Below are 17,733 nucleotides of genomic sequence, written 5' to 3'. Positions count from 1 at the left end.
GGTAAGTGCCGCATAAGGTTGCCGCCCCTGCTTGGGTTGGACACACTTTGCACAACCTATCCAGTCTAGCGACGTTCGGACACAACTAAAATCCGGGCGTGAGGAAAGTAACGCACAATGAATCAATCATCGCGGTCACCGCAAGCCCCGGAGGGCACGACGCCGTCCCCCTCCTCCGCACCCACCAACGGTCGGCCCGTCCGTCGCCAGCGTTGGGGCGCCGTCGACCTGTCCCTGATCGCCGTGTTCGCGGCGCTGCTGGCCGCCTCCATCACCATTCCCGGCATCAACGTCGGCCCGCTCGGGGTGGCCATCACCCTGCAAACCCTGGTGGTCAGCCTGTGCGGGCTGGTGCTTGGCTTCGGGCGCGGCACCGCGGCGGTCGGCCTGTACATCCTGCTGGGCCTGGCCGGCCTGCCGATCTTCAGCGGCTTCCGCGCCGGCCCGGCCGTGCTGGCCAGCCCGTCCGCCGGCTACATCATCGGCTTCATCTTCGGCGTCGCCGTGGTGGGCCTGCTGGCCACCTGGGCGGTGCGGCGGCGCTTCAAGGGCGTTGCCTTGTTCGGTGCGGCCCTGGCCGGCATGGTGGTCATCCACGTGTGCGGCATCATCGGCTTTGTCCTCAAGGGCATGGGCCTGGTCGCGGCGATCGGCGCCGATGCCATCTACCTGCCCGGGGACATCCTCAAGAACGTCATTGCCGTCGTCATCGCCTTGAGCCTGCACCGTGCGTTCCCCGACCTGCTGGTGCGCCGCCGACGGTGACCGCTCCCGCATCCCCTTCCATCGTTCTGGAGTCTGCCGGCGTCAGCATCGCCCCCCTCGACGCCGCCGGCACCGGGGTCCGTTCCATCCTCAAGCCGGCCACCGTGACCCTGGCGGAACGGCGGATCGCCGTCATCGGCGCCAACGGCTCGGGAAAGTCCACGCTCCTGCGGCTGCTCAACGGGCTGGTGCTGCCGTCCACCGGCACGGTGCGGGTGAACGGCCTGGACACCCGCACGGACGGGGCGGCCGTGCGGCGCAGCGTGGGCTTCGTCTTCACCGACCCCTTGTCCCAGCTGGTCATGCCCACCCCGGTGGAGGACGTGGAGTTGTCCCTGCGCCGGCTCAAACTGGGCAAGAAGGAGCGGCGGGCGCGGGCCGAGGCCATCCTGGCCGGCTACGGTCTGGCCCATCTGGCGCACAGCAGCATCTACGAACTCTCCGGGGGCGAACGCCAGCTGACCGCCCTGGCGGCCGTGCTCGCCGTCGAGCCGGCCGTGCTGGTCCTCGATGAGCCCTCCACGCTCCTTGACCTGCGCAATACCCGGCTCCTGCGCGAGCGGCTCGCGGCCCTGCCGCAGCAGGTCATCATGTCCACGCACGATTTGTCCCTGGCCGCCACGTGCGCCCGGGTGCTGGTGATTGACGACGGCGCCATCGCCTTTGACGGCGACCCCGCCGAGGCCGTGTCCCGGTACCGGGAAATGGCCGGCTGATGCGCGGCCACGCCCACCTGGTGGCCGGGTACATCCCGGGGACGTCCCCCGTGCACCGCATGCGGCTGTGGGTCAAGGGCGTACTCCTGCTGGCCACGGCCGTGCTGTGCCTGGCGTCGCCGGCCGTCTCGATCCGGTTTGGCGCGGCCGTGACGGGCACGGTCCTGTTGCTGGTGGTGGCCGCGCACGGCGTCGCCCGGCTGCCATGGGACCGCTTGCGCCGGGCCGTTCGCCTGATGGCCGTGTTCCTGGTGCTTATTGCCGCCTACCAGTGGTGGCAGAACGGGCCGGTGACGGCGTGGCAGGTGGTGGCCGCCATTGTGGCCACCGTGCTGGCGTCGAACATCCTGACGGCGACCACGCCCGTGGACGAGCTCCTGGACGGTTTGTCGGCCCTGGTGCGGCCGTTGGCGCGTTTTGGCGCGGACCCCGAGCGGTTTTCCCTGACCGTTGCCCTGATGCTGCGCAGCATTCCGTTTGTCATCGGCGCGTTCGCCGATGTCAGGGATGCCGCGCGGGCCCGGGGCCTGGAGCGGAACCTGCTGGCCCGGTCCCTGCCGGTCGTGATTTCGACCGTCGGCTATGCCCGCGCCACCGGCGAGGCCCTGGCGGCCCGCGGCCTGGGCGAGAGCGAGTCGGACTGACGCCCGGCACCCGCCGCTACGGCTTGCGCCACTGGAATTGGGCGGACAGGCCCATGCCGCCGGCCATGCTGATCAGCGCCAGCGTGGAGAGGCCGTCGAGGCCGCGGCGCTGCGCCTGGGCGTAGAGCCGGGTGACGGACACGGCCCCCGATGCCCCGTACGGATGCCCCAGCGCCAGCGCGCCGCCGTCGGCGTTGAACCGGGCCGCGTCAAGGCCCAGGAGGTCGGCCACGGCCAGCACCTGCGCCGCAAAGGCCTCGTTGAACTCGATCAGCTCCCACCGGGGTGCCCGCCCCGCGGCGCGGGCCATCAGTGCCTGCGTGGAATGCGCCGCCCCCATGCCCAGCAGGTTCGGATCGTTGCCGGCCACGGTGGCATCCTCGAAGACCAGCCCGGCGCGCCCCAGCTGCCGGGCCCGCGCGAGGGTGGTGACGACGACGGCGGCCGCGCCGTCGCTGTAGGGACAGGAGTTGGCCGCCGTGACGGTTCCGCCGGGAACAAATGCCGCCGGGAACCGTGCCATCAGCGCCGGCGTCAGGCCCTTGTGCGGGCCCTGGTCCGCGGACAGCCCGGCCAGCGGCACCAGCTCCGCCGCAAAGGCGCCGTCCTTGGCGGCATCCAGCGCCCGGCGATGGCTTTGAAGCGCGTAGGCGTCCTGGCGTTCGCGCGTGATGCCGTAGCGGCGGGCCACGTTTTCGGCTGCCGGCCCGGGATCCGGGTCCCCCGTCTGTCGCGGCGCGAACTGGGCGCGGCTGTAAAAGTCCAAGGTCCCGTCGGCGTTGCGGTTGGCCCGCGCGGGGGCGGTGCTGATGCTTTCCACTCCCCCGGCGACGTAGGTCTCCCCCGCCCCGGCCGCAACGAGCCGGCAGGCCAGGATGACGGCCTCGAGGCCCGAACCGCACTGCCTGTCCACCGTCAGCCCGGGCACCGAATCCGGGAACCCCGCCGTCAGGGCGGCCAGCCGGGCCACGTTGCCCCCTCCGCCGGTCGCGTTGCCCAGCATGACGTCGGAGATCTCCGCCGGCGGGATTCCGGCGTCGGCCACGACCGCCCGCAAGACCGTCGCCGCGAGCTCGTGCGCCGGGATGCTGCGGTACGGGCCGCCGGCTTTGGCCGTCGGGAGCCGCTTGGCGGCAATGATGACCGGCGTCCGGGCCGGATCCGCCGGGGTCCGCTGGGCGCTCGGCCGTCCGGCCGCGGGAGTTTCAGTGGAGTCGTCGGACACGCGGGTCCCCCTTCTCGATCCAGTCGCGCAGCAGCGCCCGGCTTGGCTTCCCGGCGCGGGTCAGGGGCGGCTCGGTCGCCACGTAGTACCGGGACGGGCGCGCCTGGTGCGCCAGCAGCGCCGCCCGGCCCCGGATCCCGGCCAGTGCCTGCCGAAGGAACGAGTCGGGCGCGTCGGCCGGGGCATCGACATAGAGGCCCGCGACCACGCGCTGACCCCGGTAAGGGTCCGCGATGCCGGTAACCATTACCGTGACGTCCGGTTGCTTCGCCCCCGCGGCAGGGGATTTCGCGGGGGGCGCGAGGGCGGCCTCGACCTGTTGCGGGTACACGTTGTTGCCGCCGGTGACGATCATCTCCGAGGCCCGCCCGACAACACTCAGCGTTCCCTCGGCGTCGAGGAATCCCTGGTCGTGGACGGTGGACCAGGGGCCGCCGCCGTCGTCCGCCGGCACGGAGCTGAAGGCGAGCCGGTCATCTCCCCAGGCGTAGCCGTCACTGACATAGGGGCTGCGCACATGGATGCCGCCCGTTTGCCCGGCCGGCAGCGGCACGCCGGCCGCGTCCCGAATGCTGAGCCGGGCGCCGGGGAATGCGCCTCCCACGCGCAGCGGCACGAACGGCCGCGTCGCGGTTGGACCGGCCACAACGCCGGCGGCCACGAAGCCCAGCTCCGAGGCGCCGTAATACTGGTGGATGACCGCCTGCGGGGCCCACGCGGCGGCGGCGGCCAGGGCGGGTGTGGATAGTGCCGCACCGGCGCACACGATGGAGCGCACGGCCTCCGGGCCGCGGCCGGTGGCCAGGCCGCGCTCGGCGAGCAGCGCCAAGACGGTGGGCACCAGCACGAGCCGGGTGACGCCGTCGTCCGCCAGGGCGTCCAGGACGGCGTCGGCGCTGAAGTCCGGCAGGGCACGGAACGTGGAGCCGGCGGCCAGGCATTCCGCGAGGGCGTACAGGTTCATGCTGGCGGACATGGGGCCGGGGGCCAGCGTGACGGTCTCGGGGCGGACGGCGAAGTAGCGCACGCTGGTGGCGAAGGACTCCGTCCAGGAGCGGCGGGTCCGGGTGAACGCCTTGGGCAGGGCGCTGGTGCCCGAGGTGAAGCCCAGCAGGAACGCCGATTCCGGCGGGCCGTCAGCGAGACCGGTCGCGACCCCGCGCGTCCTGCCGGCGGACCAGTGTGCCGCGGCGGCGGTGAGGGAGGCCCGCAGCGGCGCCGGCCACGACGGGTCCAGGACGGCGGCCACGCCGTCGCCGGCCACAGCGGTGCAGAACTCGACGGCGAGGTCAAGGCCGTTGGCCCGGTCCACGACGGTCACGAGCGGGCGCGGTGCGCCTTCCGGGGCTGCGCCTTCCGGGGCGTCCGCCCGGCGCAGGGCGGCCTCGAGGGTGGCCTCGACGGCGGCCTGCAGCTGGGCATAGCTGAGTGAGCGGGCACCCACGGCGACGGCGGTGCGCTCCGGTTGCATCTTGGCCCACCGGCGCACCTGGTTGAGAAACGGCATCGCCTTCATGGTAAGCGACGGGGCTCCGAAAATGTTCACTCGTCTCCACCCATGGGATGGTCGCCGGCCGGCGTCTAGTGTGGTGCCATGACGTTTAACGAGGGGGCCCGCCTTGATCCGTCGCAGGCCGAGGACCGGCGGGGCGGCATGCGCCCCGCCGGCAAGGTGGGGATCGGCCTCGGCGGCGGCCTGCTGCTCCTGATCGGCGCATTGCTTGGCATCAACCCGGACCTGCTGGCAGGGCTGGTGGGAGGCGGGTCCACCCAGCCGGCCATCGAACAGGGTGGCGGCTCGGAGCTGGAAAGCTGCCTCACCGGCCAGGACGCCAACAGCCGGCTGGACTGCCGCATCCTGGGCACGGCCAATTCGCTCAACAGCTTTTGGCCGGCCTACCTGCGGCAGTACAACGTCACCTACACGGCGCCGAAAACGGTGATCTTCAGTGCCCGGGTCGGAACGGGGTGCGGCACGGCCTCCTCCGACGTCGGCCCATTCTATTGCCCCGCGGACAACAAGGCCTACTTCGACCCGGACTTCTTCGCGCAGCTGGAAACCCGGTTCGGTTCCTCGGGCGGACCCCTGGCGCAGGAATACGTGGTGGCCCATGAGTTCGGCCACCACCTCCAGGACCTGCTGGGTACCGTCGGCAAGGCCCAGGCGGATCCGCGGGGCGCCCAGTCGGCCTCGGTGCGCACGGAGCTGCAGGCCGACTGCTACGCGGGCATCTGGATGCGGTACGCCTCCAGCCAACCCGCACCGGGCTCCGGCCGGCCGTTCCTGGCGCCGCTGGTGCAAAAGGACCTCAATGATGCGTTGTCGGCGGCCGCCTCCGTAGGGGACGACCGCATCCAGCAGGCCGCCACCGGCCGCACCAACCCGGAGTCCTGGACGCACGGCTCCAGCGCGCAACGCCAAAAGTGGCTGTACACCGGCTACCAGTCCGCCGACCTGGCCGGCTGCGACACATTCGCGGTCCCCGCGGTCTAACTTAAGGAAACTGACCCGCAATACATGTCGAAAAATCGGAAAAATCAACGATTTTCGACATGTATTGCGGGTCAGTCGCCAGGCGCGAGCTAGATGTTGAAGCCGAGGGCGCGCATCTGGTCGCGGCCGTCATCGGTGATCCGCTCGGGACCCCACGGCGGCATCCAGACCCAGTTGATCCGCCACTCGTCCACGATGGGTCCGAGCGCGTTTTCGACCTGTTCCTCGATGACGTCCTGGAGGGGGCAGGCCGCCGTGGTCAGCGTCATGTCCAGCAGCAGGGCACCGTCGTCCCCGTAGCGGTGCCCGTACAGGAGGCCGAGGTCGACGATGTTGACGCCGAGCTCCGGGTCGATGACGTCCTTGAGTGCTTCCTCGACGTCTTCCAGACTTGTCTGTGCGCTGGCCGCTGGGGCCGTTGATTCGCTGATATCAGTCATGATTCCTTCTTAGCGTAGGCGTGGGCCCGGTGCCGGCTAGGCCTGGACGGCTTGCGCCGACAGGTAACGGTCGTAACCTTCATCTTCGAGGCGGTCGGCGAGCTCGGGGCCGCCCTGCTCGGCGATGTTGCCGTCAACGAAAACGTGCACAAAGTCGGGCTTGATGTAGCGCAGGATGCGGGTGTAGTGGGTGATGAGCAAGGTGCCCAGCCCGCCCGTTTCGATGGCGCGGTTGACGCCCTCGGAAACAACCTTCAAGGCATCCACGTCCAGGCCGGAGTCGGTCTCATCCAAGATGGCGAACTTCGGCTTGAGCAGTTCCAGCTGCAGGATYTCGTGGCGCTTCTTCTCGCCGCCGGAGAAGCCTTCGTTGACATTGCGCTCGGCGAACTCCGGCTCGATGCGCAGCTGCTGCATGGCCGCCTTGACGTCCTTGGTCCAGGTGCGCAGCTTGGGGGCCTCGCCGTCGATCGCGGTCTTGGCGGTGCGCAGGAAGTTCGTCATGGTGACACCGGGGATTTCCACCGGATACTGCATGGCCAAAAACAGGCCGGCCCGGGCGCGCTTGTCCACGCTCATGGCCAGGACGTCCTCGCCGTCGAGCGTGATGGACCCGCTGTCCACCGTGTACCGGGGGTGTCCGGCGATGGTGGCGGCCAGGGTGGACTTGCCGGAGCCGTTGGGGCCCATGATGGCGTGGGTCTCACCGGTCTTGATGGTCAGGCTGACGCCCTTGAGGATCGGCTTGGCGCCTTGCTCGGTGGCGATGCTGACGTGCAGGTCCTTGATTTCCAGAGTAGACATACTCTATTTTCTCCTAAAAAAAGTTTGGTGGTGTTCGTTCCAGCGCTACTGCGTGATGACGCCGTTGAGAATGTTGGTGACGTCCACGTAGACGTCGTCGCCGTGGATGGCCAGGGCAAAGACCGGCACCGGTTCGAAGGCCGGCAATGTCAGCGGTTCGCCCGTTTTCAGGTCGAACGAGCTGCCGTGTGCCCAGCATTCGATGGTGGCGTCCTCCACGTCGCCCTCGCTGAGCGAAATTTCCGCGTGCGAGCACGTGTCCCCGATCGCGTGCAGCTCTCCATAGGAGTCGCGCACGATCGCCACGGGCAGCTCGCCGATTTCGACCAGGAGGGACGACTTGACGGATACGTCACCCACATGGCAGACGACGACGCCGGCCGGCAACGTGGCGGATGCTTCGGTCATTACAGCGTGCCTGCCGCCAGTTCACGCTCCACGGACTCGCGCAGGCGCTCCTCCAGGGCGGGAACCTTGATGTGCTGGATGACCTCGTTGAGGAACCCGCGCACCACCAGGCGCCGGGCGACGTCTTCGGGGATGCCGCGGGCCTGGAGGTAGAACAGCTGCTGGTCGTCAAAGCGGCCGGTGGCGCTGGCGTGGCCGGCACCCTCGATCAGCCCGGTCTCGATTTCCAGGTTCGGCACGGAGTCCGCGCGCGCACCCTGGGTCAGGATCAGGTTCCGGTTCAGCTCGTACGTGTCGGTTCCCTCGGCCTCCTTGCGGATGAGGACATCGCCGATCCACACGGCATGCGCGCCCTCGCCCTGCAAGGCGCCCTTGTAGGTGACCCGGGACTTGCAGTTGTTCGTGGAGTGGTCCACGAACAGGCGCTGCTCCAGGTGCTGGCCGGCGTCGGCAAAGTACAACCCGTACATTTCCACTTCGCCGCCGGTGCTGCTGTAGCGGGCGGACGGTGTGGTGCGCAGCAGGCTGCCGCCGAGGTTGACGACGACGTGCTTGACCTTGGCGTCCCGGCCCACCTTGATGTGCTGGGCGCTGGCGTGTACGGCGTCGTTGTCCCAGTCCTGGATGCTCACGACCGTCAGGGTCGCGCCGTCCTCCACCAGGATCTCCACGTTTTCACTCAGGACGGCGCTGCCACGGTGGTCCAGGACCACGACCCCGGTTGCGAACGGCTTGGCGTGCACCAGGATGTGCGACGCCGCAGGGGTCTCGCCCGCGCCGGTGATCGTCAAGGTGGTGATGTCATCGACCGTGCCGGCGTATTCCTTGGGCAGGGTGACGACGGTGGCGGTGGTGAAGTTTTCCCAGGCGGCCGCGGCCACCCGGTCCTCGGGAATGCCCGCGCTGCCGATGCGCGCATCCTCACGCCCCACGGTCTCAACCGTGACCGCGTCAGGGGTGGTGACCTCAATGGTGGGGGCCGGGCCGTTGAGTTCCTGGCCCTTGACACCCACGCGGTCCAGCCCGCGCAGGCGCTTGAGCGGGGTGAAGCGCCAGTCCTCTTCGCGGCCGGTGATGAGCGGGAAATCGGCCAATTTGTAGGAGGTGAGGCGGCCGGCGCGTGAGCTGTCCGGAATGCCGACCCCGCCGCCGTGGCTGTCGCCGCCGTGGCTGTGGGCCTTGGCTGCGCTGCCGCCGAGCGGGCCGGTCTCGGGATTGATCTCGGAAAGCTTTTCGCCTTCCTCGGTCATGCCCTTGATGAACCCCTGGGACCAAACTTTTTCGTCGGTTGTCTTTTCTTCGGTGAGCTCGGTCATTTAGCCGACGGCCCCTTCCATCTGCAGTTCGATCAGGCGGTTCAGTTCAAGCGCATATTCCATGGGAAGTTCACGCGAAATCGGCTCGATAAAGCCGCGCACGATCATAGCCATGGCCTCGTCCTCGGGCATGCCGCGGGACATCAGGTAGAACAACTGCTCCGCGCTGACCTTCGAAACGGTGGCCTCGTGGCCCATGGAGACGTCATCCTCGCGGACGTCGACGTACGGGTAGGTGTCCGACCGGGAGATGGTGTCCACCAGCAGGGCGTCGCAACGGACCGTATTGGCCGAATGGGTGGCGCCTTCGCGGATTTGGACCAGGCCGCGGTAGGCGGAGCGGCCGCCGCCGCGCGCCACGGACTTGGAGATGATGGAGGACTGCGTGTTCGGCGCAATGTGAACCATCTTCGAGCCGGTGTCCTGGTGCTGGCCCTCGCCGGCAAACGCGATGGACAGGGTCTCCCCCTTGGCGTGCTCGCCGACCAGGTAGACGGCCGGGTACTTCATGGTGACCTTGGAGCCGATGTTGCCGTCGACCCATTCCATCGTGGCGCCTTCGTGCGCGATGGCGCGCTTGGTCACCAGGTTGTACACGTTGTTGGACCAGTTCTGGATGGTGGTGTAGCGAACGCGGGCGTTCTTCTTCACCACGATCTCCACGACGGCCGAGTGCAGGGAGTCCGAGGTGTAGATGGGGGCCGTGCAGCCCTCGATGTAGTGGACGTAGCTTCCCTCGTCGGCGATGATGAGCGTGCGCTCAAACTGGCCCATGTTCTCCGTGTTGATGCGGAAGTAGGCCTGCAGCGGGATTTCGACGTGGACGCCCGGGGGGACGTAGACGAAGGAGCCGCCGGACCAGACGGCCGTGTTCAGCGACGCGAACTTGTTGTCGCCCACCGGGATCATGGTGCCGAAGTATTCCTCGAAGAATTCGGGGTGTTCGCGCAATGCGGTGTCGGTGTCGGTGAAGATGACGCCCTGGGCTTCCAGGTCCTCGCGAATCTGGTGGTAGACGACCTCGGACTCGTACTGGGCCGTGACGCCGCCGACCAGGCGGTTGCGCTCGGCCTCCGGGATGCCGATGCGCTCATAGGTGGTGCGGATGTCCTCGGGCAGGTCTTCCCAGGTCTGGGCTTGCTTTTCCGTGGAGCGCACAAAGTACTTGATGTTATCGAAGTCGATGCCGGAGAGGTCCGCGCCCCAGGTGGGCATGGGCTTGCGGTCGAAGTACTTCAGGCCCTTCAGGCGCATATCAAGCATCCACTGCGGCTCGCCCTTTTTGGCCGAGATGTCACGGACGACTTCCTCGCTCAGGCCGCGCCGGGCGTTGTCACTGGCGGTGTTTTTGTCCGACCAGCCGAAGGCATAGGTTCCGATGCCCTCCAACTCCGGGTTTCGTTCGAGGATATCGGTGGTGACACTGTCATGGACAGCAGCATCGGCGCCTACTTCCTGCGCTAGTTGATCCGTCATCACGGCCTTTCTTGCTGATGGTTGGAAATATTGTTCGACGGCGCGGCGTGGACTGCTGGCGTGTTGACACGCTTGCGGACCACGGCCCGCCCCGTTGGCACATGGGTGGTGCAAACATGTCCGCCGCTGGCGAGCGTGGACAGCCTGCGCACATCGACGCCCAGAAGCCGTGCAAAGACTTCCGTTTCGGCGTCGCAAAACTCGGGGAAGGTGGTCGCGAGCTCCTGGATGGGGCAGTGCCCCTGGCACAGCTGCTCGGCGGCCATGGCGGAATGGGGATTGAGCGAATTGGAGGTCGCCACGAAGCGGTCGGTGTTCAGGGCCGAGGCCAGGGCCTTGGAGCGGGCGGCCACGTCCGGGCCGGCGGCGTCAACCAGCGGCTGGTATTTTTCTTCCATCTTGGCAAACCGGCGCTCGGCAAAGTCGACGATCCCCTGTTCGCCCTGCCCCCCGGCAATCTCCGTCAGGGCCAGGCGTGCAATTTCCAGGTAGTCGTCACCGATCTCGCTTTGGCCCTGCTTGGAGACTACGTAGCGGCGCGCGGGCCGCCCCGCGCCGGCGTGGGCGTTGCTGGTCAGCTTGACCTCGATCACTCCCTGCCGGGAGAGCGTGTCCAGGTGGCGGCGCACCGCGGCGGGGGTCAGTCCGAGCAGCCTGCCCAATTGGGCGGCGCTGACGGGGCCGCGTTCGAGCACCGCGGTCAGCACCCGATCGCGGGTCCGCTCGTCCGGATCCGGCACGGCGGCAACACCCGAGACTGCCTGCGTCACCTGCACACCTCCAGCACATGGAAAAAACCGCTACTAATAAACAACACAAGTATGTCGTAATTCGCCGGTCCATACCAGTAAGGTGAGCCTACCCACGTTGCCGGGGTGCCCGGACGCAACGGCGCATACTCTTGTCCCTTCGCTGGTGCAGACTTTCGCGCATACTACCTCGCGTAGAATAGGCCCGTGCCAGAATCTCATTTCCCCGCCCCGGGGGCCGGCCCCGACGCCGTTCCCGCGCTGGATATCGCCGGCCTCGTCAAGGATGTCGGCCCGATACCGGCCTTGGAGGGCCGGATGAAGCGGATCATCTCCAACATCAGCCTGCGGGCCCATTACGGCCAGGTCACGGCCCTTTTGGGGGCCAATGGCGCCGGCAAGACGACGACCATTGAATGCGCCCAGGGGCTGCAGCGCCGTACCGCCGGCACCATTTCGCTCCTGGGCCAAGACCCCGAAACGGCCGATGCCGGGCTGCGGGCCCGGGTGGGGGTGATGCTCCAGGACGGCGGCCTGCCCCCGGCGGCCCGACCCGTGGCGCTGCTGCGGCACATTGCCGGGATGTATGACCATCCGCTGAGCGTGGATGCGCTGGTGGCGCGGCTGGGCATCGGCGAATTCTCCGGCACCACCATCCGCCGGCTCTCGGGCGGGCAAAAGCAGCGGGTGGCCTTGGCGGCGAGCCTGCTGGGCAATCCCGAAATTCTCTTCCTGGATGAACCCAGCGCCGGGTTGGACCCGCAGTCGCGGATCATGGTGTTCGAGCTCATCCGCGAGTTGCGCGACGCCGGCAAGGCGATCGTCCTCACCACGCACCTGCTCGATGACGCCCAGCGGCTCGCCGACTACGTCTACATCGTGAACAACGGCGAGTCGGTCACCCAGGGCACGGTGCCGGAGCTGCTGCGCCAGTCCACGGCCACCTTGACCCGGCGCACCATGACGTTTGAGGCGGCCCCGGGCGGGGACCTCTCCGGCCTGCGCCGGGCGGGGGTGGCGTGCGAAGAGACCCGGCCGGGCAGCTACCGGCTCACCGGTTCGCTGGAGCCGGCGGACCTGGCCGCCTTTGGCCGGTGGTGCGCGGAGCTGGCCATCATGCCGACGTCGGTGCACCTGGCGTCACAGTCCCTGGAGGATGTGTTCCTGGCCGTGTCCAGGGAAAGCTCCCCGCCCCAGCCCCTGTCCCCGGCCGTTGAAAGGGAAATCCGATGAGCGTCCCGGTCCACTCCCCCCACAACCCGGCGTCCCTGAATTTTAGGGACGCCCAGCCGGGCGCCGCCGCCCCGCTATTTCGGCGGGTGCTCAACCAGGGCCGGCACGAGGCTGCCACCATGTTGCGCAACGGCGAACAGCTGGTGCTCATGATCGTGATGCCGCTGCTGGGCCTGATCGCGCTGGCCGTCACCCCCATCCTGGACGGCATGGGAGATTCCCGCATCAACATCGCCACCCCCGGCATCCTGGCCCTGTGCGCCCTGTCGACGGCGTTCACCGGGCAGGGCATCGCGACCGGCTTTGACCGCCGGTACGGAGTCCTGCGTTTCCTCTCCACCACCCCGCTGGGCAGGACCGGGCTGATCGCCGGGAAGGTCATCGCGGTGCTGGCGGCGCTGGCCATCCAGGTGGCCGTCATCTCCACCGTGGCCGCCTTCCTGGGCTGGCGTCCGCCCGTCGTCGGCATCCTGCTGGGCATTCCACTGCTCGTGCTGGGCGCCGCCACCTTTACGGCCCTCGGCCTGCTCATTGCCGGGACGGTCCGGCCCGAGGCCACCCTGGCGATCACCAACCTGGGCTGGATCCTGTTCGCGGCCCTCGGCGGGATTGTGCTGCCGGCGGAAAAGTTCTCAACCACCATGGCCGGAATCGTCGACTGGCTGCCCTCCGGGGCGCTGGGAACACTGATGCGCGCGGCCCTGCTGGACGGCGACGTGAATATCTTCGCCCTTGTCATCTTGCTCGCGTGGGCCGTCGCCGGTTCGCTCGCGGCAATCAAATGGTTCAAATGGAGTTGAAAGACGTGAATGAAGTGAGTCAACGCAGCACGGCCGCCCGATCCCTGGGCAGCCGCCTCCCCACCACCATCACCCCCGCGCTGCGCCGGCTGTCCGTCGCGTCCCTCATCGGCCAGGGCGTGCTGATCGTCTCCGGCGGCGTCGTGCGGCTGACCGCCTCCGGCCTGGGCTGCCCCACGTGGCCCAAGTGCACCGCCGAGTCCGTGGTCAACACGCCCGAGATGGGCATTCACGGCATCATCGAGTTCGGCAACCGGACCCTGACGTTTGCGCTGGCCGCCGTCGCGCTGGCCATGCTGGTGATGTTGTGGAAGCTGCGCAGGGAACGGCGGGACCTGTTCGGGCTGGCGGTTGGCCTGCTGGCCAGCATTCCGGCCCAGGCCGTCATCGGCGGGATCACCGTGAAGACCGGCCTGAATCCTTACGTCGTCAGCCTGCACTTCCTGGTCTCCGCCGCCCTGGTGGTCTTTGCCATGCTGCTGGTGAACCGCACCTACGGCAGGACGGGCGTCTCGGCTCCCGCCGGCGTCGTGCGTCCGGGGCGGACCATCCGCCAGCTGAGCGTCGTGGCCGCCGTCTGCACCTACCTGGCCGTGGTGCTCGGGACCATGGTGACCGGTTCCGGTCCGCACGCCGGCGACGCCAACGCCCCCCGGAACATGCTTGACCCGTACCTGATCACCCGCACCCACGTGGTGCCGGTGTACCTCCTGGTGGCCGTCTCGGTCATCCTGGTGATCCTGCTGTGGCGCCGCGGCAAGGGCGACCTCCTGCGCACCGCCGCCATCTTGTTGATCGCCACCGTGGTGTTCCAGGGCGTCATCGGCTACTGGCAGTACTTCACCGGCGTCCCTGCCCTGCTGGTGGGCCTGCACATGCTTGGCTCCTCGGCACTGCTGGCCACGGGCACCAATATGGCCGACCTCGCCCTGCGCCGCGGTGCGGACCGGGTCCGCGCCTAAGCGACGACCGAACTAGTCCCCCAAGCGGGGACGACGGCGGCCCCGCACCTTGAACGCCCAAGGTACGGGGCCGCCGTCGTCCCCGGCTCACCACGCAACCAACCCGCAATAGATGTCGAAAAACACGCTCAAATCACGAATTTTCGACATCTATTGCGGGTCAGGTAGGGGTGGGGCGGGGGCGGTGCGGCGGCTAGTTAGCCGATCAACGGGGCCCCGACGAAGGGGTCGATGGCCAGGGAGAGGAACACCAGGGTCAGGTAGGTGATGGACACGTGGAACACCTTCATGGCGTTCTTCTTGGTGACCAGGTCCTTCGTGGAGTTGTTGTACAGCGTGTGGGCCTCAAAGAGGAACCACGCGCCGGCGGCCACGGCCGTGACCGTGTAGACGACCCCGGCACCGCCGAGGGGCACCATCAGCAGGGAGCACGCCACCATGGCCCACGTGTACAAGACCACCTGGACGGCGACGGTGCGGGACCCGGCCACGGCGCCGAGCATGGGGACATTGACGGCGTTGTAGTCGTCGCTGTAGCGCATGGACAGCGGCCAGTAGTGCGGCGGAGTCCACAGGAAGATGATCATGAAGAGCACGACGGCGGGCCAGTCCACCGTGTTGGTCACGGCCGCCCAGGCGATGAGCACGGGCATGCAGCCGGCGGCCCCGCCCCACACGATGTTCTGCGTGGTGCGGCGCTTGAGGATCAGCGAGTAGACCACGACGTACAAGAAGATGGCGCCCACGCCCAACAGGCCGGTCAGCGGGTTGGCGCCGAACCACAGGATGACCACCGACAACACGGCCAGCACCCAGGAAAACACGAGCGCCTCACGGGGGGTGATGACCCCGGTCACCAGCGGGCGCTTGGAGGTGCGGTGCATGATCTTGTCGATGTCGCGGTCAATGTAGCAGTTGAACGCCCCGGACGCGCCGGCGGCCAGCGCACCGCCGACCATGGTGGCCACCATGAGCCAGACGCCCGGAACGCCCCGCTGGGCGAAGAACATGGTGGGCAGCGTCGTCACCAACAGCAACTCCACCACCCGGGGCTTGGTCAGGGCCAGGTATCCCTTGGCCTTGGCGGAGAACCCCACGGAGCCGTTGGATGCGGTTCCGGCGGTGGGGGCATGCGTTGCACTCACGTGTAATGTCACCATGTTTCATCGTTGGATTCCAGCAATCGGCCGGACCTGCGTCAGGCCCCGGCCGAGCCTCTCAATATCATACCCGTCCGACGCTGGATAGGCATGAATCGACATTAGTCAAGGATCAGGGTGAACTTCCCTGAAACTTGATCACATGTCCGCGCAGGTGACCGCAATGTGAATGCGTGCGAGCCGCCGGATTTAGTGGTCGCCCATGGCTGTTGGACTAAGCTGAAGCCAGATGAAATTTTGTACCGTGAGCAGTGCGCACCGGGGCGGCTGGCAGGGTTTCGACCACGTCCGTCCGATGTCACCGCGCCTGTTTCATCCATGCACCCAACGAGAGGGACTGTAAGTGTCACATTTGGATTCCGCACCGTTTACCTGGACAGCCGAAGACCAGCGCGCGGTGGACACCGCCCGGGTGCTGGCGGCCGACGCAGTGGAAAAGGTCGGCAACGGCCACCCCGGAACCGCCATGTCCCTGGCCCCGGCAGCCTACCTGCTCTTTCAAAAGGTCATGCGCCTGGACCCGAAGACGCCCGACTGGATTGGCCGCGACCGGTTCATCCTCTCCCCCGGCCACACGTCCCTGACGCTCTACATCCAACTCTTCCTTTCCGGCTACGGCCTGGAGCTCACCGATCTTCAGGCGCTGCGCACCTGGGGCTCCCTGACCCCCGGCCACCCCGAGTACAAGCACACCCGGGGTGTGGAGATCACCACCGGCCCCCTCGGCCAGGGCCTGGCCTCCGCGGTCGGCTTTGCCTACTCCCAGCGGCGCATGCGCGGGCTGATGGACCCCGACGCCGCCCCCGGCACCAGCCCCTTCGACCACACCGTGTGGGTCATCGCCTCCGACGGCGACCTCCAGGAAGGCGTGACCAGCGAGGCGTCCTCGCTGGCCGGGCACCAGGAACTGGGCAATATGGTGGTCATCTACGATTCGAACCACATCTCCATCGAGGACGACACCAACATCGCCTACTCGGAGGATGTCCTTGCGCGCTACGAGGCCTACGGCTGGCACGTGCAGCGCGTGGACTGGACGAAGACCGGCGAATATGTCGAGGACGTCGCAGAGCTCAACGCCGCCCTTCAGGCGGCAAAGGCCGAGACCAGCAAGCCGTCCCTGGTGCTGCTGCGCACCATCATCGGCTACCCCTCCCCCAAGAAGCAGAACACGGGCGCCATCCACGGCTCGGCGCTGGGCGCCGCCGAGGTGGCCGCGCTGAAGACCGAGCTGGGCTTCGACCCGGAGAAGCACTTCGACGTCGACCCCGCCATCCTGGCCCACGCCCGCCAGCTGGTGGAGCGCGGCGCCGCGGCCCGCACGGAATGGACCGCCGGCTTCACCGCCTGGCAGGCCGCCAACCCGGAGAATGCGGCCCTGCTCGAGCGCCTCGAGAACAAGAAGCTGCCGGCCGGCTGGGAGGCCAGCCTGCCCGACTTTGCCCCCGGCAAGGACGTGTCCACCCGTGTCGCCTCCGGCAAGGTCCTCAACGCCATCGGCCCGGTGCTCCCGGAGCTGTGGGGCGGCTCCTGCGACCTCGCCGGCTCCAACAACACCACCATCGAGGGGTCGGGCTCGTTTGTGCCGGCTTCCAAGCAGACGGACACCTGGTCCGGGGGGCCCTACGGCCGGGTGCTGCACTTTGGCATCCGCGAGCACGCCGCGGCCGCCATTGTCAATGGCATCCACCTCGGCGGCCCCACCCGGGCGTTCTCCGGGACGTTCCTGATCTTCAGCGACTACCAGCGGCCGGCGATCCGGCTCAGCGCCCTCATGGGCGTGCCGTCCATCTACGTCTGGACGCACGACTCGATCGGGCTGGGCGAGGACGGCCCCACCCATCAGCCGGTGGAGCAGCTCGCCACGCTGCGGGCCATCCCCGGCCTGGACGTGGTGCGCCCCGGCGACGCCAACGAGGTCGCCGCGGCCTGGGCCAAGATCCTGCAGACCACCGACCACCCGGCCGGGATCGTGCTGACCCGCCAGAACATCCCCACCTACGCCCGCGGCGCCGGCCCGGCCACGGCCACCGACTTCGGCTCCGCCGCCGGGGTGGCCAGGGGCGGCTACATCCTGGCCGAGGCCGTGCGTGAGGGCACCGTCACCACCCCCGACGTGATCCTGATCGCCACGGGCTCGGAGGTCCAGCTGGCCGTGGAGGCCCGCGAGGCCCTGGCGGCCGACGGCGTCGCCGCCCGGGTCGTGTCCATGCCGTGTGTGGAATGGTTCCACGCCCAGCCGGCCGACTACCGCGAGCAGGTGCTCCCCGCCGCCGTCAAGGCCCGCGTGTCCGTGGAGGCCGGCCTGTCCCTGGGCTGGCGCGAATTCACCGGCGACGCCGGCCGTTCCATCTCCCTGGAACACTTTGGCGCCTCCGCCGACTACAAGCGCCTGTTCCAGGAGTTCGGCATCACCACCGAGGCCGTCACCGCCGCCGCCAGGGACTCCATGGCCGCCGCCGGTGCCTAGCCTCCCGCCGCAGGGCACGGGCCCTCCACCCGCCCCTGCGGAGTCTTCCTACCAAAGTCACATATTTTTTT

17 protein-coding genes are annotated in these 17,733 nt (G+C 68.3%); 8 read left to right on the top strand and 9 right to left on the bottom strand.

What is annotated here, in order from left to right:
- Window positions 1-117: 117 nt before the first annotated feature.
- From AB4Y80_RS07965 to AB4Y80_RS07955, 3 genes are read left to right on the top strand one after another with little or no spacing between them, the layout of a single operon-like run.
- The gene (locus AB4Y80_RS07965) at window positions 118-765 is read left to right on the top strand and encodes a biotin transporter BioY (protein ID WP_442213467.1); all 648 of its coding nucleotides are present in this window, start codon (window positions 118-120) and stop codon (window positions 763-765) included.
- The gene (locus tag AB4Y80_RS07960) at window positions 762-1,481 is read left to right on the top strand and encodes an energy-coupling factor ABC transporter ATP-binding protein (RefSeq protein ID WP_442213465.1); all 720 of its coding nucleotides are present in this window, start codon (window positions 762-764) and stop codon (window positions 1,479-1,481) included. The genes AB4Y80_RS07965 and AB4Y80_RS07960 overlap by 4 nt, the downstream gene beginning before the upstream one ends.
- On the top strand, window positions 1,481-2,125 hold the full coding sequence (locus tag AB4Y80_RS07955) for an energy-coupling factor transporter transmembrane component T family protein (RefSeq protein WP_442213463.1): 645 nt from the start codon (window positions 1,481-1,483) through the stop codon (window positions 2,123-2,125). The genes AB4Y80_RS07960 and AB4Y80_RS07955 overlap by 1 nt, the downstream gene beginning before the upstream one ends.
- 16 nt (window positions 2,126-2,141) lie before the next feature.
- Here AB4Y80_RS07955 and AB4Y80_RS07950 read toward each other — a convergent pair whose 3' ends face one another.
- A complete protein-coding gene (locus AB4Y80_RS07950) occupies window positions 2,142-3,350 on the bottom strand; it encodes a thiolase family protein (RefSeq protein WP_442213461.1) in 1,209 nt (402 codons plus the stop codon).
- The gene (locus AB4Y80_RS07945; protein ID WP_442213459.1) at window positions 3,331-4,896 is read right to left on the bottom strand and encodes a class I adenylate-forming enzyme family protein; all 1,566 of its coding nucleotides are present in this window, start codon (window positions 4,894-4,896) and stop codon (window positions 3,331-3,333) included. The genes AB4Y80_RS07950 and AB4Y80_RS07945 overlap by 20 nt, the downstream gene beginning before the upstream one ends.
- 48 nt (window positions 4,897-4,944) lie before the next feature.
- On the opposite strand from AB4Y80_RS07945, the gene ypfJ reads away from it, so the two are divergent.
- Entirely contained in the window at window positions 4,945-5,844 is a 900-nt protein-coding gene (ypfJ, locus tag AB4Y80_RS07940) for a KPN_02809 family neutral zinc metallopeptidase (protein WP_442213456.1), read from the top strand.
- A gap of 89 nt (window positions 5,845-5,933) precedes the next feature.
- Here the strand turns inward: ypfJ and AB4Y80_RS07935 are convergent, their stop codons facing one another.
- From AB4Y80_RS07935 to AB4Y80_RS07910, 6 genes are read right to left on the bottom strand one after another with little or no spacing between them, the layout of a single operon-like run.
- Complete coding sequence (locus AB4Y80_RS07935) at window positions 5,934-6,284, bottom strand: metal-sulfur cluster assembly factor (protein ID WP_442213454.1); 351 nt, start codon at window positions 6,282-6,284, stop codon at window positions 5,934-5,936.
- A gap of 36 nt (window positions 6,285-6,320) precedes the next feature.
- The gene (gene sufC, locus AB4Y80_RS07930) at window positions 6,321-7,088 is read right to left on the bottom strand and encodes a Fe-S cluster assembly ATPase SufC (protein ID WP_442213452.1); all 768 of its coding nucleotides are present in this window, start codon (window positions 7,086-7,088) and stop codon (window positions 6,321-6,323) included.
- A 45-nt stretch (window positions 7,089-7,133) separates the two neighbouring features.
- Window positions 7,134-7,496 (bottom strand): non-heme iron oxygenase ferredoxin subunit, encoded by a 363-nt coding sequence (locus tag AB4Y80_RS07925; protein ID WP_442213449.1) that lies wholly within the window; start codon window positions 7,494-7,496, stop codon window positions 7,134-7,136.
- Window positions 7,496-8,812, bottom strand: a complete 1,317-nt coding sequence (sufD, locus tag AB4Y80_RS07920; protein WP_442213447.1) for a Fe-S cluster assembly protein SufD — start codon at window positions 8,810-8,812, stop codon at window positions 7,496-7,498. The genes AB4Y80_RS07925 and sufD overlap by 1 nt, the downstream gene beginning before the upstream one ends.
- Entirely contained in the window at window positions 8,813-10,288 is a 1,476-nt protein-coding gene (gene sufB / locus AB4Y80_RS07915) for a Fe-S cluster assembly protein SufB (protein ID WP_442213444.1), read from the bottom strand.
- A complete protein-coding gene (locus tag AB4Y80_RS07910) occupies window positions 10,288-11,058 on the bottom strand; it encodes a helix-turn-helix transcriptional regulator (RefSeq protein ID WP_442213442.1) in 771 nt (256 codons plus the stop codon). Before AB4Y80_RS07910 ends, sufB begins: the two co-directional genes overlap by 1 nt.
- Window positions 11,059-11,244: 186 nt before the next feature.
- Between AB4Y80_RS07910 and AB4Y80_RS07905 the strand changes: the two genes are divergently transcribed.
- Genes AB4Y80_RS07905 through AB4Y80_RS07895 form a run of 3 tightly spaced genes read left to right on the top strand, consistent with a single transcriptional unit; the run spans window position 11,245 to window position 14,032 of the window.
- The gene (locus tag AB4Y80_RS07905) at window positions 11,245-12,270 is read left to right on the top strand and encodes an ABC transporter ATP-binding protein (protein ID WP_442213440.1); all 1,026 of its coding nucleotides are present in this window, start codon (window positions 11,245-11,247) and stop codon (window positions 12,268-12,270) included.
- A complete protein-coding gene (locus tag AB4Y80_RS07900) occupies window positions 12,267-13,070 on the top strand; it encodes an ABC transporter permease (RefSeq protein ID WP_442213438.1) in 804 nt (267 codons plus the stop codon). The genes AB4Y80_RS07905 and AB4Y80_RS07900 overlap by 4 nt, the downstream gene beginning before the upstream one ends.
- Window positions 13,071-13,075: 5 nt before the next feature.
- On the top strand, window positions 13,076-14,032 hold the full coding sequence (locus tag AB4Y80_RS07895) for a COX15/CtaA family protein (RefSeq protein WP_442213435.1): 957 nt from the start codon (window positions 13,076-13,078) through the stop codon (window positions 14,030-14,032).
- Window positions 14,033-14,229: 197 nt separating this feature from the next.
- On the opposite strand, the gene AB4Y80_RS07890 is transcribed toward AB4Y80_RS07895, so the two are convergent.
- Window positions 14,230-15,189: a heme o synthase gene (locus AB4Y80_RS07890; RefSeq protein WP_442213513.1), complete on the bottom strand. Its 960-nt coding sequence runs from the start codon at window positions 15,187-15,189 to the stop codon at window positions 14,230-14,232.
- 346 nt (window positions 15,190-15,535) lie between these two features.
- Here AB4Y80_RS07890 and tkt point away from each other — a divergent pair, with 346 nt between their 5' ends.
- On the top strand, window positions 15,536-17,662 hold the full coding sequence (tkt, locus tag AB4Y80_RS07885) for a transketolase (RefSeq protein WP_442213433.1): 2,127 nt from the start codon (window positions 15,536-15,538) through the stop codon (window positions 17,660-17,662).
- The last annotated feature ends 71 nt before the right edge of the window (window positions 17,663-17,733 follow it).

It is taken from the genome of Specibacter sp. RAF43 (genome assembly GCF_052114065.1).
Lineage (GTDB): Bacteria > Actinomycetota > Actinomycetes > Actinomycetales > Micrococcaceae > Specibacter.
The sequence above is the reverse complement of the archived record's forward strand: the minus strand, read 5'-3'. Positions and strand labels throughout refer to the sequence as shown.

What these genes read in the sequence shown, in the direction of transcription:
- sufD (WP_442213447.1), bottom strand. Translation starts at nt 8,812, where the DNA reads ATGACCGAGCTCACCGAAGAAAAGACAACCGACGAAAAAGTTTGGTCC.
- AB4Y80_RS07965 (WP_442213467.1), top strand. Translation starts at nt 118, where the DNA reads ATGAATCAATCATCGCGGTCACCGCAAGCCCCGGAGGGCACGACGCCG.
- sufB (WP_442213444.1), bottom strand. Translation starts at nt 10,288, where the DNA reads ATGACGGATCAACTAGCGCAGGAAGTAGGCGCCGATGCTGCTGTCCAT.
- AB4Y80_RS07925 (WP_442213449.1), bottom strand. Translation starts at nt 7,496, where the DNA reads ATGACCGAAGCATCCGCCACGTTGCCGGCCGGCGTCGTCGTCTGCCAT.
- AB4Y80_RS07955 (WP_442213463.1), top strand. Translation starts at nt 1,481, where the DNA reads ATGCGCGGCCACGCCCACCTGGTGGCCGGGTACATCCCGGGGACGTCC.
- AB4Y80_RS07900 (WP_442213438.1), top strand. Translation starts at nt 12,267, where the DNA reads ATGAGCGTCCCGGTCCACTCCCCCCACAACCCGGCGTCCCTGAATTTT.
- ypfJ (WP_442213456.1), top strand. Translation starts at nt 4,945, where the DNA reads ATGACGTTTAACGAGGGGGCCCGCCTTGATCCGTCGCAGGCCGAGGAC.
- AB4Y80_RS07935 (WP_442213454.1), bottom strand. Translation starts at nt 6,284, where the DNA reads ATGACTGATATCAGCGAATCAACGGCCCCAGCGGCCAGCGCACAGACA.